Source organism: Streptomyces phaeofaciens, from assembly GCF_014648915.1.
GTDB lineage: Bacteria > Actinomycetota > Actinomycetes > Streptomycetales > Streptomycetaceae > Streptomyces > Streptomyces phaeofaciens.
This window is the reverse complement of sequence record NZ_BMSA01000008.1, coordinates 158,412-173,571: the sequence shown is the minus strand read 5'-3', so window position 1 is coordinate 173,571 and position 15,160 is coordinate 158,412. Positions and strand designations below refer to the sequence as shown.

The window sequence follows — 15,160 nt, the reverse complement described above, 5'->3', positions numbered from 1 at the left end:
CGGCGCCGCTCAGAGGCTCTCGCGGACGTCCCGCAGGATCTCCCGGGTGTGCTGGGCGGACGCGGCGTGTGTCGTCATGTGGTCGAGGACCTCCAGGTGCGCGGAGACCTCCTTGCGCGAGTCGAGGTACAGGGCGCCGGTCAGGTACTCGGTGACGACCATGTCGGGCAGCTCGGGCTCGGCGAACCGGAACAGCGAGAAGGGCGCGGACGTCCCCGGGTGCGGGCCGTCGGCGAACCGGGCGACCTGGAGGGTGACGCGGTCCCGCTCGGCCAGCTCCAGCATCCGGTCGAGCTGCGCGGCCATCACCCCGGGCTCCAGGCTGGCCGGGCGGCGCAGCACGGTCTCGTCCATCACCGCCCACAGATGGGGCGGGTCGGGGCCGTCCAGCAGCCGTTGCCGGGCCATGCGCAGCGACACGTGCCGCTCGATCGCCTCCGGGGTGGTCCGGCCGACGGTCCCGGCCTCCAGCACGGCCCGCGCGTAGTCCTCCGTCTGCAACAGGCCCGGCACGAAGTGCGGTTCGTACGAGCGGATCAGCCGGGCCGCGCCCTCCAGGCTCACGTAGAGGCTGAACCACTCGGGCAGCACGTCGTGGAAGCGCTGCCACCAGCCCGGCCGGTTGGCGTCCTCGGCGAGCGTCACGAAGGCCGCCGCCTCGCCCGCCGGCACGCCGTACGCCTCCAGCAGCACCTGTACGTACGGGATCTTCAGCGAGACCTCGGCCGTCTCCATGCGCCGGACCGTCGCGGGGGCCACCCGCAGGGCGCGGGCCGCCTCCTCGCGGCCCAGTCCGGCCGCCTCGCGCAGCTCCTGGAGCCGTCTGCCGAGTACCACCTGGCCCACCGTGGGTGCGGGCCGTCGCTCACTCACGCCACGTCTCCCCTACGTGTCGAAGCACGCGGGCCAGTGTGTCATGTTCCGGCCGCCGCCTCACCGAGACGGAATGAGGTCCTCACCACGTGCGGAGCGGAGTGTTCCGCCGTTTACGGGGGCCCGGCCGGGGCCACGGGCATGACGTCGCAGGTAATCGACGGGGGCGCCCGGCGGAGGGATCGTGGACGCATCGGGTTCCGGGCCGGCGCACTCCGGACCGGAACCTGATCTTTTTGCCGTCGCGTGTCCTCACGGGCGCTCCGAGCGCCCCTGACGGACACTCAATCCGTCATCGAATGCAGGTACTTGACCGTCGCCGGGTCGGCCGGGAGGAACGTCTCGATGGCCAGCTCGGCGACCGTCACGTCCATCGGGGTGTTGAACGTGGAGATCGACGAGACGAACGACAGGGTCCGCCCCCCGTGCTCGATCCGCAGCGGCAGCGCGAAGTGCGGTACGGGCTCGGCCGGTTCGCCCTCCGCCTCCCGGTGCACCGGGTACGCGGCGACCTCCTCGTACAGCCGGCGCAGCGGTGCCGAGCGGTGCAGGGCGATCTGCCGCTCCATCTGGTGCAGCAGATGCCCGCGCCACTCACGGAGGTTGAGGATGCGCGGTGCCAGCCCCTGCGGGTGCAGGGTCAGCCGCATCGCGTTCAGCGGCGGCTCCAGCAACGCCGCGGGGACACCGTCCAGCAGCATCAGGATCCCCCGGTTCGCCGCGACCACGTCGTACGTCGCGTCCACCACCAGCGCCGGGTACGGCTCGTAGCCCTGGATCAGCCGCTCCACGCCGGAGCGCAGTGCGGCGAGGGCCGGGTCGTCCAGCGGGGTCTCCGGGTAGTGCGGGGCGTACCCCGCCGCCAGGAGCAGCGCGTTGCGCTCCCGGACGGGCACCTCGAGCTGCTCGGCCAGGCGCAGCACCATCTCCTCGCTGGGCCGGGAGCGGCCCGTCTCCACGAAGCTGATGTGCCGGGCGGAGGAGCCCGCGCGCAGGGCCAGCTCCAGCTGGCTGATCCGCCGCCGCTCCCGCCAGGCCCGCAGCAGCGGGCCGACACCCGGGCCGGCGGGGGCGGCGAAGGGGGCGTGCGTACCGGTCGCGACAGAGGCCATGCGTACGACCGTAGCCGAACGGGCTTTCGCATGCCCCGGGCTCCGGGCGGCCGCGGGTGAGCTGACCAGGGCCGTCGTCGCCCACCTGTGGCACGCTGGACAGGTACGCGACACCCACGAAGGGAGCCAGGCCATGGCTGTGCAAGCGCTGTCGCAGAAGGAGATCGAGGACCGGCTGGCCGAGCTGCCGGGCTGGTCCCTGGACGGCGACCGGCTCGCCCGCTCCTACCGGCTGCCCTCCCACTTCGCCGCGGCCGCCCTGGTCGTCCATGTCGCGGGGATCCAGGAGGAGCTGGACCACCACTCCGACATCACCCTCGGGTACCACACCGTCGCGCTCACGGTGAACACCCACAGCGTGGGCGGCGCGGTCACCGAGCTCGACTTCGGGCTCGCGCGCCGGGTGGAGGACGTGGCGCCGGCGCACGGAGCGCACTGACCCACGGGTCGGTGGCGAGGGGACGGGGGAGCGTGTGCTGGACTACGACGAGGAAGCCGAACGCTACGACGCCATGCGCGGCGGCGAGCCCCGGGCGGCCGCCGCCGCGGAGGCCGTCCTCGGCCTGCTGCCGCCCGGCGCGGACCGGCTGCTGGACGTCGCCTGCGGCACGGGCATCGTCACCCGGCGGCTCGCGGCCGGCCGGGCCGGTCTGCGGGTGACCGGCGTGGACCTGTCCCCGGTGATGGCCCGGCACGCCGCCGACCGGCTGCCCGGCACCATCGTGCGCGCCGACTGCCGTCGACTGCCCTTCGCCGAGGGGGAGTTCGACGCCGTGACCAGTGTCTGGCTGCTGCATCTCGTCGAGGACGCCGACGACGTACGGCGGATCGTCGCCGAGTGCGCCCGGGTGCTGCGGCCCGGCGGGGTGTACGTCACCACCGTCGACAAGGGCGCCTCGCACAACGTGGGCAGCGACATCGATGTCGTCCTGTCCTCCCGCCCCCGCCGGGCCGCGTCCGACGCGGCCGCCCTGGTCGGGGCGTACGCCGCCGGCTGCGGGCTGCTCCCGGCCGGGCAGGCCCGCTTCCCCGGGCGGGGCCAGGGCCGCAGCCCGCGCCGCGCGATCGCCGACCTGCGCCGGGGCTGGTTCGTCACCCTCCCGCCGGGCCACCCCCTCGCCGACGGCTTCGCCGCCCGCCTCGCGGCCCTCCCCGACCAGGAACGCCCGCGCCCGGAACCGGAGTTCACCCTGTGCGCGTTCCGGAAGCCGGACGGCTGAGCGCCATGGTCCAGTTGGTCACCCAGGTCTGTCCGCCGTCCACCGAGAACGCCTGCTCCCAGTGAGCGGCGGCGGGGGAGATCCCGGACCACACGAAACGCACCCGCACGTCCTTGCCGTCGTGCGTGTCCTCGCCGTGGAAGGTACCGTGGCCGTCCTCGAAGCGGCCGACCACCGGCGGGAACAGCGTTCCCGTGGTGCTGGAGGACCAGTGCAGCGACCAGGTGCGCAGGGCCGGGTCGAACAGCCGCAGCGTCAGCCCCTTGGCGCCCAGGTGCGGCATGTCGATCTCGTCGAGGTTCGCGGCCCCGTCGAACAGCGGCAGGCAGCGGGCCGTGGCGGGAAACGCCTCCCACGTGCCGTCGGGGTCGAGGAAGTCGGTGCGGCGGCGGTTGGCGATGTGCCAGACGTCGCCGTGCAGGAAGTCGAAGTCGTGCGGGCTGCTCATGCGCGGTCTCCCGTGGTTCCGTCGGGCAGGGTGTCGGCCACGTAGGCCTGGAGGTCGGGTGCGGCGGGGGCCAGCAGGTGCCGGACCCAGGCGTCGCGTTCGTGCAGGACGGGCGGCAGTTCCCAGACGCAGCCGATCCACGGCAGGTCGTGCCGGACGAAGTGGGTGGGGTCGACGTCGGGGCAGCCCAGCACCGGCTGGCCGGCCGCCGCGCCCCGGAAGTGCAGCACGTTGTCCCACACCCAGCTGTACGCGTTGAGGTAGGCGCCGGTGTCCCCGCCCCGGTGCAGCACGACGAACGTGGCCGGCGGGGTGCCGTCCGGTTCCGGCAGCAGCTCGGGCAGGATCGCGTACGCCGCCCGTTCCACCTCGGGCGCGATGCCCGCCGGGTCGGCGGTGACGTGGTAGCGCTTGATGTGCCGGCCGGCGACCTCGATGGGCGGCGGTACGGTCAGCAGTTTCTCGGCGAAGCTCATGGCGGGACGCTAAGACGCCTTCACTGACACCTTCTGGCAGTGAAGTCTGGGATTCTGCAGGGATGAAGTCCGGCCGACTCGTATCGATCCTCCTCCTGCTCCAGACCCGGGGCCGGATGACCGCCGCCCAGCTCGCCGAGGAGCTGGAGGTGTCCGTGCGTACGGTCTACCGGGACGTCGAGGCGCTGGCCGCCGCGGGCGTCCCGCTGTACGGCGACGCCGGGCACGCGGGCGGCTACCGGCTCCTGGACGGCTACCGCACCCGCCTCACCGGCCTCACCGCGGCCGAGGCGGAGGTCCTCTTTCTCGCCGGGGCGCCCGGCCCCGCCGCCGACCTCGGCCTCGGCCCGGTGCTGGCCGCCGCCCGGCTGAAGCTGCGGGCCGCGCTGCCGGAACCGCTGCGCGAGCACGCCGACCGGATCAGCGGCCGCTTCCATCTCGACGCGCCGGGCTGGTACGCGGGCGCCGACGAGGTGCCGCATCTGCCGGCGGTCGCGGACGCCGTGTGGAACAACCGAGTCCTGGACGTCATCTACCGCCGCTGGCGCGAGCCCACCGATGTGCGCCGCCGACTGGAACCGTACGGCCTGGTCCTCAAGGCGGGCCGCTGGTACGTCGTCGCCGGCCCCGGCCCGCGCACCTTCCGCGTCGACCAGATCCTCGAACTCGACGCCCTCGAAGAGGGGTTCACCCGCCCGGACGGCTTCGACCTGGCCGCCTACTGGACCGCCCACCAGCGCGACTTCCACCAGCGGCTGCACACGACGCGGGCCGTGGTGCGGCTGGCGCCGGGCGTGACGCTCGGACGGCCGGTGACGGCCGAGGAGCCCGCCGGCCCGGACGGCTGGGTGCGGGCCACCGTCCCCATCGAGTCCGTGGAGCAGGCCCACGGCGAGTTCCTGCGGCTCGGCACGGGCGTCGAGGTCCTGGAACCCGCCGAGCTGCGCCGGCGCATCGCCCGCACCGTCGCCGAGTTGGCCGAAAGATACGGCAACGTGGCCGAAGCCGGTGGCGACTGAGAGGGCGGAACCCGTCCGTCCTCTCTGGAGGTTCGTCCCGTGCAGCACCCGCATCCGCACGCGCACCCCCACCCGCACCGCCGCCGAGCCCTCCTCTCGGCGGCGACGGCGGCCACGGCCCTCGTCGCCGCCGGGCTCACCGCACTCGGCTCCGGCAGAGCCGAGGCGGCCACCGCCCGTCAGGTCGAGACCCTCGACCGGGGCGTGGTCAGCGTCCACACCGACAGCGGCAACCTGGTCAGCTGGCGCTGGCTCGGCACCGACCCCGACAGCGTCTCGTTCAACGTCTACCGGGCCGGTACCAAGGTCAACGCGACCCCGGTCACCGGCTCCACGAACTACTTCCACTCCGGCGCCCCGGCCCAGGCCGACTACACCGTCCGCGCGATCGTGAACGGCGTGGAGCAGGCCGACTCCGTGCACGCGGTCCAGTTCCGCACCGGCTACAAAGACGTTCCGATCACCCCGCCGACCGGCGGCACCACCCCGGACGGCGTCGCCTACACCTACGAGGCCAACGACGCCTCCGTCGGGGACCTCGACGGCGACGGCGCCCTGGACATCGTCCTGAAGTGGCAGCCGACCAACGCCAAGGACAACTCCCAGTCCGGCTACACCGGCAACACGATCCTCGACGGCGTCAAGCTCGACGGCACCCGCCTGTGGCGCGTCGACCTGGGCCGCAACATCCGCTCCGGCGCGCACTACACCCAGTTCCAGGTGTACGACTACGACGGCGACGGCAAGGCCGAGATCGCCGTGAAGACCGCCGACGGCACGGTCGACGGCACCGGCACGGTCATCGGCAGCTCCTCCGCCGACTACCGGAACTCCAGCGGCTACGTCCTGTCCGGCCCGGAGTACCTCACCATGTTCAACGGCCAGACCGGCAAGGCGATGCAGAGCGTCGACTACGTCCCGGCCCGCGGCACGGTCTCCTCCTGGGGCGACTCCTACGGCAACCGTGTCGACCGCTTCCTCGCGGGCACGGCCTACCTGGACGGCGCCCGCCCCTCGCTGATCATGGCCCGCGGCTACTACACGCGGACCGTCGTCGCGGCCTGGGACTGGCGCGGCGGCGCCTTCACCCGCCGCTGGACCTTCGACACCAACTCCTCCACCAACAGCGGCAAGGGCTACGACGGCCAGGGCTCGCACAGCCTCTCCGTCGGGGACGTCGACGGAGACGGCAAGGACGAGATCGTCTACGGCGCGATGGCGGTCGACGACAACGGCAGCGGCCTGTGGACGACGAAGACCGGCCACGGCGACGCCCAGCACCTCGGCGACCTGGACCCCTCGCACGCCGGCCTGGAGTACTTCAAGGTCTCGGAGTCGTCGAGTCAGCCCGCCGAGCTGTACATCGACCCGGCCGACGGCACCGTCGACTGGTCCCTGGCCTCCTGCTGCGACAACGGCCGCGGCGTCGCCGGTGACATCTGGGCCGGCAACGACGGCGCCGAGGTCTGGTCCGCCTCGGACACCTCCGTCCGCGACGAGGCCGGCGCCACCAAGGGCCGGGAGCCGTCCTCCGTCAACTTCCTGTCCTGGTGGGACGGCGACACCGTCCGTGAACTCCTGGACGGCACCCACATCGACAAGTACGGCACATCCTCCGACACCCGCCTGCTGACCGGCTCGGGCGTCCACTCCAACAACAGCACCAAGGCGACCCCGTCCCTGTCCGGCGACATCCTCGGCGACTGGCGCGAGGAGGTCGTCTGGCCGACCAGCGACAACACGGCGCTGCGGATCTACTCGACGCCGTACGAGACGACGACCAGGATCACCACCCTGCTCCACGACACGATGTACCGCACCGGCCTGGCCTGGCAGAACACCGCCTACAACCAGCCGCCCCACCCGAGCTACTTCCTCGGCAACGGCATGGCGACGGCCCCGCGGCCGGCGGTCTACACGCCGTGAGGCTCTGACCTGCTCGAACGTTTGGGTTTTGAACTGATCGCGGCCTGCCTGTCCGTCACACGGAGAGGCGGGCCGCGACGGCATCAGGAGGCCGCTGGGGAGGATCCGGGGAGATCCATGCCTTCGAGGTCTGTGATGCGGTGCTCGGCGCCGGCCCGGTCGAAACCGGCGGCGGAGGCGCGCGGGGTGCTGACGGGGCCGGTCCAGGTGAGGCCGTAGTGCTCAAGCCTGGTGATCGTGGGGGCATCACCGCTGGTGGCACCGACAACGATCAGTTCCGGCCGTGATCTATCCCTGTGGCCGATTGTGGTGCATCGTTGGCGCACGGGATCCGCTCCACCCCCTGGGTGATCCCCTTGGGCCCTTGCCGTCTGCCGCTCGGAGGCAGGCCCGCCGCGCCTCCCGGCTCCCCACGGGAGGCCATGCGGCTGCCCGCGCGCAGGAGGCCCGCAGCCGAGGCTCCGCGCCAGGTCGCCGACATCGTCGACATCGGCTCACTCGCCGGCTGCAACGCCTACGCCATGTCCGCCGTGTACAGCGGGCTGCGTACCCGTTACTAGACCTCCGAGCTCAGCGGCGTCGCCGGGACTTCGGCAGCGTGGGGGTAGGCGGCCGACCTGCGCTGGAAGGAGAGGATCTTCGGGTTCAGGACGACGCCGTCGCGGATCTCGATGGCCTTTCCGATCGTGACGTCGGTGTCCCATGTCGCGGGGCCGTTCATGACCTTGCGCAGGTAGGGAAGGAGCGCCTCGCTGATCTCCCAGGTGGCGGAGTTCCACAGGTGGGACGGGCTGTGATCCACCGCGTAGTAGTGGCAGCCCGGCCCCACCGAGGGCATGGGCTCGCCGAAGGTGGTGGGGTGGGCCCATGCGAAGCCCATGCCCTCGTCGCAGGCGACGTCGATGAAGAAGGTTCCCGGCCGGAAGAGGGCGAGTTCCTCGTCGGTGACGAACATGAGTGGCGCGTCGGTGTCCTGCAGGACGCAGTTGACGATGATGTCGAACCCGGCCAGGTACTCCGCCAGTGGCTCGGAACCGGCCGCGGTGACCGCCCGCAGGCGCGACGGATCGTCCTCCTGCTCCTCGAAGTGGCCCATCACGACCGAGGGCATCGGTGACGCCACCGCTGCCGCGGCGCGTTGGGTGAGCACGGTGACGTCGGTGACCCCCATCGCGCCCAGGCCCGTGACCGCTCCGCGCGCCGTGGCGCCGAAGCTGATGACCACCGCCCGCAGGCGGCGCCCGTAGCTACCGGTCAGCCCGCCGAGCTGCAGGGCGTGCAGCACCGAGCAGTAGCCGGCGAGCTCGTTGTTCTTGTGGAAGACATGGACGCTGAAGGCTCCCGCGGAGGTCCAGTGGTTCATGGCTTCCCAGGCGATCAGGGTCAGTCGTCGGTCGATGCCGATCTGGGTCATCTTCTCGTCCTGCACGCAGTGCGGCCATCCCCACAGCACCTGGCCCTCGTGCAGCGCGGCGATGTCGTCGTGCATCGGTTTGGGCAGCAGCACGACGTCGCACTCGGCGAGGAGTCGCTCGCGGGAGCGCAGGCCGGCCACGAGTGGTCGCAGCGCGTCGTCGGCGACACCGAACCGTCGACCGTAGCCCTGTTCGAGGAAGATCCTCTCGCGTATGTCCGGGGCGATCCGGTCGAAGTGGCTGGGGTGCAGCGGTAGTCGGAACTCGTTCTCCTTACGGGAGGAGGCGAGCACTCCGAGGCTCATCAGACTCATGTGGGGCGGCTCATTTCCGACCGGACGCGATGTGCTCCGGCCTTGCCGTTCCCCGAGGGCGACGCCGAAATGGATGGCGGCGTGCGAGGTGCACTCGGTACCGACACCGTACTCCGCCGCCGGCCGCTCAGCTCCCGCCGCTCGTTTGAGCTCGAAGGATCCACAGGTCCAGGTCCGGCCCGCTCACACCTCCGGCGCCGCGACGATCCGGCCGTTCTCGTCGAGGGTCCGGGTCCGCCAGTACTCGTACCACTTGTCGTCGACGTGCTCGGGGACCTTGCCCCGCGGATAGCGGGCCCAGCCCGGCGCCGGCTCCGCGCCGTCGTCGACGCAGTCGGATCCGGCGTCGTTCACGGCCAGCACCGGGTACTGGCCGCCGGCGCAGACGGCGTCCTGCTCGAGGGAGCAGCCGGTCAGCAGGGCGGTGGTCAGGCCGGCCAGGGCGAGGAGCGGCAGCAGGCGGGGGCGGCTGGTCGTACGCACGGGTGACTCCCTCTCGGTGGTGTGTGCGACCAGCCTGCGCGACAGGGGAGCACCTCCTCATGAGTAGGCGTACTCAGCCGTCCTGGGTGATCAGACGACCGTGCAGCTCTGATCACCCAGCTTGAACGCGGTCGGTTTCGCGTTCGATCCCGACCAGTTGCCCGTGAACCCGAAGCTCACGGACGACCCGGCCGCCACGTTGCCGTTCCAGCCGACGTTCTTCGCCGTCACCGCCGCGCCCGACTGGGTGTAGTCGGCGTTCCACAGCTGGGAGACGGTCTGGCCGCCCGCGAAGGACCAGCCGAGACTCCAGCCGGACCAGGCGCTCGTGCCCGTGTTGGCGAGCTTCACGTCCGCCTGGAAGCCGCCCGACCACTGGTTGGTGATGGTGTCGTCACCGCGCAGGCGCCCGTCGGCGTGGGGTCCGTCGGGTCGGTCGGGTCCGTGGGGTCGGTGCCGCCGCCGCTGGTGTCGGAGGTGTCGCCGTAGATCACGCCCCGGCCGTTCGTCGACACGTACACGCGCCCGTAGACCCTCGGGTCACCCGTGACGGCCGCGCCCGTCCAGCCCCACTGGTGGGCGTCGTCGTTGATCCGGGTCCAGGTCACGCCCTTGTCGGTCGAGCGGAAGATGCCGCGCACCCCGGCGATCTTCGCGCTGGTGTAGAGCGTCTGGTAGGAGGCGCCCGTCGCCGCCTTCCCGAAGCCGATGCTGTCGGCCTGCTCGACCGTCGACAGTCTGGTGAAGGTCGCGCCGGAGTCCGTGGAGTGCCACAGCCCGTACGCCCCGTCGCTCGCCCCGCCCGCCAGCCACAGGTCGCCCTTGGTGCCGGGCAGCGCCTTGAAGCGCACGCTGTCACCGCTGGGCAGACCGCTCGCCGCGGAGGCCGTGAAGGTCGCGCCGCCGTCCGAACTGACGTAGAACTTACCGGACTTGAAGCCGTAGAAGGTCTTCGGGTCGACGCGGTCCGACTCGACGGTCGCCCCGGCCGGGATGCCGCTGGAGGCCGACCAGGAGGAGCCGAAGCCGGTCGTGTACTGCACGCCGGTGCCCGCCGGGCTCCACACGAACCGGCTGCCGTCCGCGGCCGCGGCGACCGTCCCGCCCCCGCTCACCCCCGAAGGGTCGGTGCCCGCGAACCAGTTGGCCCCGTTGTCCGTCGAGAACGCCACATGCGGGCCCGAGTCCAGATTGCCCACCCGGACCACCGTGTTCGGGTTGGTCTCGGCGTAGTCCAGGCTCGTGGTCGTCGTGAAGTTCGGCGAGGTGAACATCATCGACGGCACCTTGGTGAGGTCCGTGTGACGGAAGCCGCCGATGTCACCGAGCGCGCTCAGCAGCGGCGCCCCGGTCGGCGGGGAGGCGAGGTCGTTGACCGCGGTCTCCTCCAGCCCCTGCACCATCGGCTTGATGGTGAACTGGCCGCCGCTGTCCCAGTTGCCGAGGTTCTCGGTGCCGTAGACCGTGGCACCCGTTCCGTACATCATCCGGCCGGAGTCGAACGGGTCGATCTCCAACGCCTCGGTCATCCAGCCGAGTTTGGGGGTCTGCTCGGGCGGTGACGGGTTCGCGCCCCAGGTCAGCCAGGGCGACGAGGAGACGTCCATCGTGTACCGGTTCGCACGGTTGGGGTACGAGGTGTAGTCCCACGCCTTGGTCCAGGTGCCGCCGCTGTCCGTGGAGCGGAAGATCTGGGTGTCCGGCCACCAGGAGCTGTAGGCGGTGGCCATGACGGTGCCGGGCTTCTGCCGGTCGACCGTCAGCCCGCCGAAGCCGTAGTAGGTGTCGGCCTCCGCCACCGGGCTGATGTCCGTCCAGGTCCCGGTCGCCGTCGCGTAGCGCAGCAGCCGGCCCTTTCCGCCGTCGTAGGGACCGCCCTTGTCGCTGTACGCGAGGTACAGGTAGCCGTTGACCGCGTCCAGGACGCCCTTGTGCGCCAGGTATCCGGTGGGCTGCCCGGCCAGCCGCGACCAGGTCGCGCCCGCGTCCGTCGAGCGGTACACCGCGTTGTCCTTGTCCGTGACCCCGACGTAGACCGTCTTCGTCGCCGTGCCGGAGGTCCCGGTCGACTCGTCGAAGGTGACCCAGACGATGCCCTGGTTGTCGGACGCGTACCCGCTGGTGTCACTGGGATCCTGGGCGTAGTTGCCGACGTTCGGGAAGTTCGTCACCTGCGACCAGGTCACGCCCGAGTCCGTCGAACGCCACAGGCCCTTGCCGCTGGGCGCGCCCAGATACAGCACGCTGTTCCTGTTCGGGTCGACCGCGAGCCGCTCGCCCATGCCCCGGCCGGGCATGTTGCCGCCCAGCTTGAAGGGCAGGTCCGTCTTCTGCCAGCTCGCGCCCCGGTCGCCGGACCTGAGGACGGCCCCGTTCCCGGGGTCCCAGCTGTTGGTGTACGTGCCGACCGCCGCGTACACCTTGTTCGGGTCGACGGCGTCGGAGGCCAGGCTCACCACGCCCGTGTGGCCCCAGTCCGCCCAGCCGACCGAGTCCAGCAGCGGCGTCCAGGTCTTGCTCGCCTCCTGCCAGCGGTACGCGCCGCCGATGTCGGTGCGCGCGTACGCGAGGTTCTTCTCCTTGCGGTTGAAGACGATGCCGGGCACGAATCCGCCGCCGTCGATCCGGGCGTTCTTCCAGGCGTACGACTCGGCGGCGAGCGTCGTCCGTGGGCTGCCGTCCGCGGCCAGCGCGGGCGGGCTGCCCGCGACCAGGCCGGCGGCGAGCGCCAGTACGGCCGTGAGGATGCGGGTTCTTCGCACGGTGGGGGTCCTTCCTCGCGAAGCCATGTGTGCGGGGGGAATGTGCGAGACGTGCGACGACCGGGCGGCCCCCCATGCGGGAAGGGGCCGCCCGGCGCGGTACGCGGAGCCAGGCCCGGCCGACGGGCCCAGCGGGGACTACTCGAGCAGCTCCGCGTACGAGCCCATGGCCAGGGCGATGTCCGCCTGGGCCCAGAACCGGTGGTACGTGAACACGGGCGCGGCGCCGCCCGCGAGATAGCTCTCGATCTTCGACCAGGCCGGGTCGTCCTCGTAGAAGGACCGCAGCGAGGCGAAGGTCGAGGAGCTGTTGATCCGGTCGCCGTTCGGCATGGTGCCGCTGAAGGTGCTCGGGACGTACACGCCGTCGTCGAACCGGTTGTAGTCGGCGCGGGTCTCCGGGACCGCGATGCCCAGGGCGTCCTGGTTGTGGGTCCACATGCCGTCCAGGAGCGCCTTCGCCGTCGTCTTCGCCTCCGTGTCACCGGACTTGGCGGCGTAGTACGTCAGGGTCTTGGCGTACGCGGCGGCCACTCCGACGTCGTTGGTGTAGTCGGCGACGGTGACATGAAGTCCCGTGTTGGCGCCGGGACTCGACGCGTTCCAGGTGTCGGGCCGGCCCGACCACTGGAGCGTGGAGGGGATCAGGAAGGTGCCGTCCGGGTTGACGGTGGTCTTGGACAGCGCCCAGTCGACCCACTTGTCGAGGACCGCCTTGGCGCTCGCGTTCCCCGTCTGCTGGTAGTACTCGGCGACCCGCTCCATCGACCACGCCTGGAAGCCGAACCACTGGTTGGACGGCGGGTCGTGGTAGACGGGCTGCTGGTCGTAGTACATGCCGTAGAAGGTCGACGTGCCGCTCGGGGGAGTCGCGTAGCGGCCCGCCCAGCTGTTCGTCGCCCCGCCCGCGATGGCGCCCTCGTTCGACTGGAGCCAGCGGTAGAACTCCAGCTGCCGGGTCAGCGATTTCGCCCAGTCCGCCTGTCCGGTCGCCGACTTGGGCTTCAGGTCGGCGTAGCTGCTGAGCGCGTAGGCGGCCAGGGGGTTCTGGTAGCCGCCGTGGGTGTGACTCGATCCGATCCGCCAGGCCCAGCCGGCGCTGGTGTCCGTGGCGCCGCCCCAGGCGTAGTACCAGGACAGCAGGTAGTGCGAGGCGTCCTTGCCGGTGCCGGCCGGGCAGGCGGTCGGTCCGACGCAGTTGCCGATCTTCTTGAAGTACTTGTCGTACATCGCGTAGCGCAGGTAGTCGCCCATCTTCGCGGCCTTGCCGACGGTCGCGGAGACGTCACCGCCCTTGCCCTGCGCCTCGGCCCAGATGTCCGCCCAGTACGCGGCCTGCACGGCCCGTGCGTCGGCGTCGGGGGCGTTGGTGAACTTCCACTGCTTGGCGTAGGACGCGTCTCCGGTGAACAGGTCCAGATACCCGTTCGTGCCGCCGTACTTGAAGGCGTCGCAGGTCGGCTGCGGCACCGTCTCCCACACCGACTCCTGCGCGCCGCGCTGGAAGGTGTTGATGTACGACGGGCCGGTGTCGGTCGGGCCGGCCTCGCACTTGCCGGGGGAGTTGCCGTAGCCGTAGACGTTGTCCACGTCCTGGAGCCAGTGCATGCCGTAGACGTCGTCCGTGCCGTACGCGGTCTTCAGTTCACCGGCGAGGGGATCGGATCCCACGGACACACCGGTGTCCAGCTTCGCCGGGTACTCGTTCGGAGTGTCCAGCTCGGGCGCGTACGTCGCCGGCTTGGAGGCGTTGTAGAACGAGTTGGTCGGCTGGTCGGCGTGGGTGGGGATCATGTACTTCTCCATGATGTCCCAGGCGCCGTTGAACTTGGTCCAGTCGCCGGTGATCTTGCCGTACATCGCCTGTAGCCAGAGCAGGTAGCTGTAGGCCTCGGAGGTGGTCTCGTGCCCCTGGTCGGGGGCCTCGACGATCAGCGTCTCGACCGAGTGGTACGGGATGCCCTCGGGGGAGAAGTAGCCGTTCGCCGGGTTGGTGATCTTGCCGTAGAGGTCGAGGAACCGGGCGTCGTACGCCTTGGCGCCCGCGATCTCGGTGGCGGTGACCGAGGCCTTCGCGTGTCCGGTGGCCGTCGACTCGAAGGTCGCGGCGCCGGTGCCGGTGGCGTTGGCCGTGAGGGTCACGTTCTGGGCGGTGCTCCAGTTGGACGGTGTGAAGGTGAGGCTCGCCCCGCCCGTCACCGTCAGGCCCGTGTTGCCGGCGGTGCGGGCGGTGGTGACGGTCACGTTCGCCGACGGCTGGGTCGACAGCTTCAGCGTGTAGGTGCCCGTCCTGCCCTGCTGCACGGCCAGCTGGTTCGTGGAGGCGACCACGGCCGGTCCCGAGGCGACCGTGATGCCGACCGGGGTCGACGACGCCGACGCGCCCAGGCTGTCGTACGCCTTGGCGACCAGGGAGTGGCTGCCCACGGCCAGGCCGGTGGCCGACAGCGAGTACGGCGCGCTCGTGTCCGTGCCCAGCAGGGTCGTGTCGTCGTAGAACTCGATCTTGGAGATGGTCGCGTTGTCGGCGGCCGCCGCGGTCGCCGCGAGCGGCACCGCGTCACCCTGGGTGTAGACGGCGCCCGCGGCCGGGCTGGTCAGCACGGTCACCGGCGGCTGGTGGGCGCCGACGCAGGTGGTGCCGTTGATCGCGAAGCCGGCGGGGGCGGCGTTGGTGCCGCTGTAGGTGAACTGCGCGCCCGTGCTCACCGCGGCGCCGACGGCGATCGTCCCGTTGTAGGTGGCGTTGTTCACCGTGATCTGCTGACCGGACTGCGACCAGGTCCCGTTCCAGCCGTTGGTCAGCTTCTGGTTGCCCGCGTAGGCGTACGTCAGCGTCCAGCCGCTGATCGGGTCCGTACCGCGGTTGGTGAGCGTCAGGTCCGCGGTGAAGCCGGAACCCCAGTCGTTGGTCCTGTAGTCGACGCTGCACTGGAGCGCCGCCGCCCGGGCGGGCGTCGAGGTCGTGCTCAGCATGGCGAGGGGGAGCGCGAGGGCCGCCACGGCGGCGGTCCACAGGCGCCGCGCCCCGCGGCGTCTGCGTGCGGGATCCATGGTGCTGGTTCCTCCTTGCGGCTCGGGGAGTGGGGGAGGAGCAACAAGCCTTGAACCA

The 15,160-nt window shown here is 71.3% G+C and carries 12 protein-coding genes and 1 pseudogene; 5 read left to right on the top strand and 8 right to left on the bottom strand.

All coding sequences use genetic code 11. The annotated features are described in order from the left end of the window. Positions 1 to 9 precede the first annotated feature (9 nt). On the bottom strand, positions 10 to 873 hold the full coding sequence (locus IE275_RS16350; RefSeq protein ID WP_189712020.1) for a Sco1979 family transcriptional regulator: 864 nt from the start codon (positions 871 to 873) through the stop codon (positions 10 to 12). 284 nt (positions 874 to 1,157) lie between these two features. Then, the gene (locus IE275_RS16345) at positions 1,158 to 1,985 is read right to left on the bottom strand and encodes a helix-turn-helix domain-containing protein (protein ID WP_189712019.1); all 828 of its coding nucleotides are present in this window, start codon (positions 1,983 to 1,985) and stop codon (positions 1,158 to 1,160) included. A gap of 133 nt (positions 1,986 to 2,118) precedes the next feature. On the opposite strand from IE275_RS16345, the gene IE275_RS16340 reads away from it, so the two are divergent. Continuing rightward, positions 2,119 to 2,424 carry a 4a-hydroxytetrahydrobiopterin dehydratase gene (locus IE275_RS16340; protein WP_189712018.1) on the top strand — a complete coding sequence of 102 codons (306 nt, stop codon included), beginning with the start codon at positions 2,119 to 2,121 and terminating at the stop codon, positions 2,422 to 2,424. A 34-nt stretch (positions 2,425 to 2,458) separates the two neighbouring features. After that, a complete protein-coding gene (locus IE275_RS16335; RefSeq protein WP_189712017.1) occupies positions 2,459 to 3,205 on the top strand; it encodes a class I SAM-dependent methyltransferase in 747 nt (248 codons plus the stop codon). On the opposite strand, the gene IE275_RS16330 is transcribed toward IE275_RS16335, so the two are convergent. Further along, entirely contained in the window at positions 3,171 to 3,653 is a 483-nt protein-coding gene (locus tag IE275_RS16330) for a hypothetical protein (RefSeq protein WP_189712016.1), read from the bottom strand. The two genes, IE275_RS16335 and IE275_RS16330, sit on opposite strands and share 35 nt — an antisense overlap. Further along, a complete protein-coding gene (locus tag IE275_RS16325) occupies positions 3,650 to 4,129 on the bottom strand; it encodes a hypothetical protein (protein WP_189712015.1) in 480 nt (159 codons plus the stop codon). Before IE275_RS16325 ends, IE275_RS16330 begins: the two co-directional genes overlap by 4 nt. Before the next feature lie 62 nt (positions 4,130 to 4,191). Here IE275_RS16325 and IE275_RS16320 point away from each other — a divergent pair, with 62 nt between their 5' ends. The 3 genes from IE275_RS16320 to IE275_RS16310 all read left to right on the top strand — a co-directional run bounded on the left by IE275_RS16320 (position 4,192) and on the right by IE275_RS16310 (position 7,634). Continuing rightward, positions 4,192 to 5,148 carry a helix-turn-helix transcriptional regulator gene (locus IE275_RS16320; protein ID WP_189712014.1) on the top strand — a complete coding sequence of 319 codons (957 nt, stop codon included), beginning with the start codon at positions 4,192 to 4,194 and terminating at the stop codon, positions 5,146 to 5,148. A gap of 39 nt (positions 5,149 to 5,187) precedes the next feature. Continuing rightward, positions 5,188 to 7,074, top strand: a complete 1,887-nt coding sequence (locus IE275_RS16315; RefSeq protein ID WP_189712013.1) for a rhamnogalacturonan lyase — start codon at positions 5,188 to 5,190, stop codon at positions 7,072 to 7,074. A 422-nt stretch (positions 7,075 to 7,496) separates the two neighbouring features. After that, positions 7,497 to 7,634: a hypothetical protein gene (locus tag IE275_RS16310; protein ID WP_189712012.1), complete on the top strand. Its 138-nt coding sequence runs from the start codon at positions 7,497 to 7,499 to the stop codon at positions 7,632 to 7,634. On the opposite strand, the gene IE275_RS16305 is transcribed toward IE275_RS16310, so the two are convergent. From IE275_RS16305 to IE275_RS16290, 4 genes and pseudogenes are all read right to left on the bottom strand, one after another. Next, a complete protein-coding gene (locus tag IE275_RS16305; protein ID WP_189712011.1) occupies positions 7,631 to 8,803 on the bottom strand; it encodes a N(5)-(carboxyethyl)ornithine synthase in 1,173 nt (390 codons plus the stop codon). The genes IE275_RS16310 and IE275_RS16305 overlap by 4 nt on opposite strands. Positions 8,804 to 8,986: 183 nt before the next feature. Next, positions 8,987 to 9,286, bottom strand: a complete 300-nt coding sequence (locus IE275_RS16300; RefSeq protein WP_189712010.1) for an SCO0607 family lipoprotein — start codon at positions 9,284 to 9,286, stop codon at positions 8,987 to 8,989. Between the two features lie 90 nt (positions 9,287 to 9,376). Next, a pseudogene (locus IE275_RS16295) lies at positions 9,377 to 12,048 on the bottom strand (cellulose binding domain-containing protein). Positions 12,049 to 12,186: 138 nt separating this feature from the next. Then, entirely contained in the window at positions 12,187 to 15,102 is a 2,916-nt protein-coding gene (locus IE275_RS16290) for a glycoside hydrolase family 48 protein (protein WP_189712009.1), read from the bottom strand. Between the last annotated feature and the right edge of the window lie 58 nt (positions 15,103 to 15,160).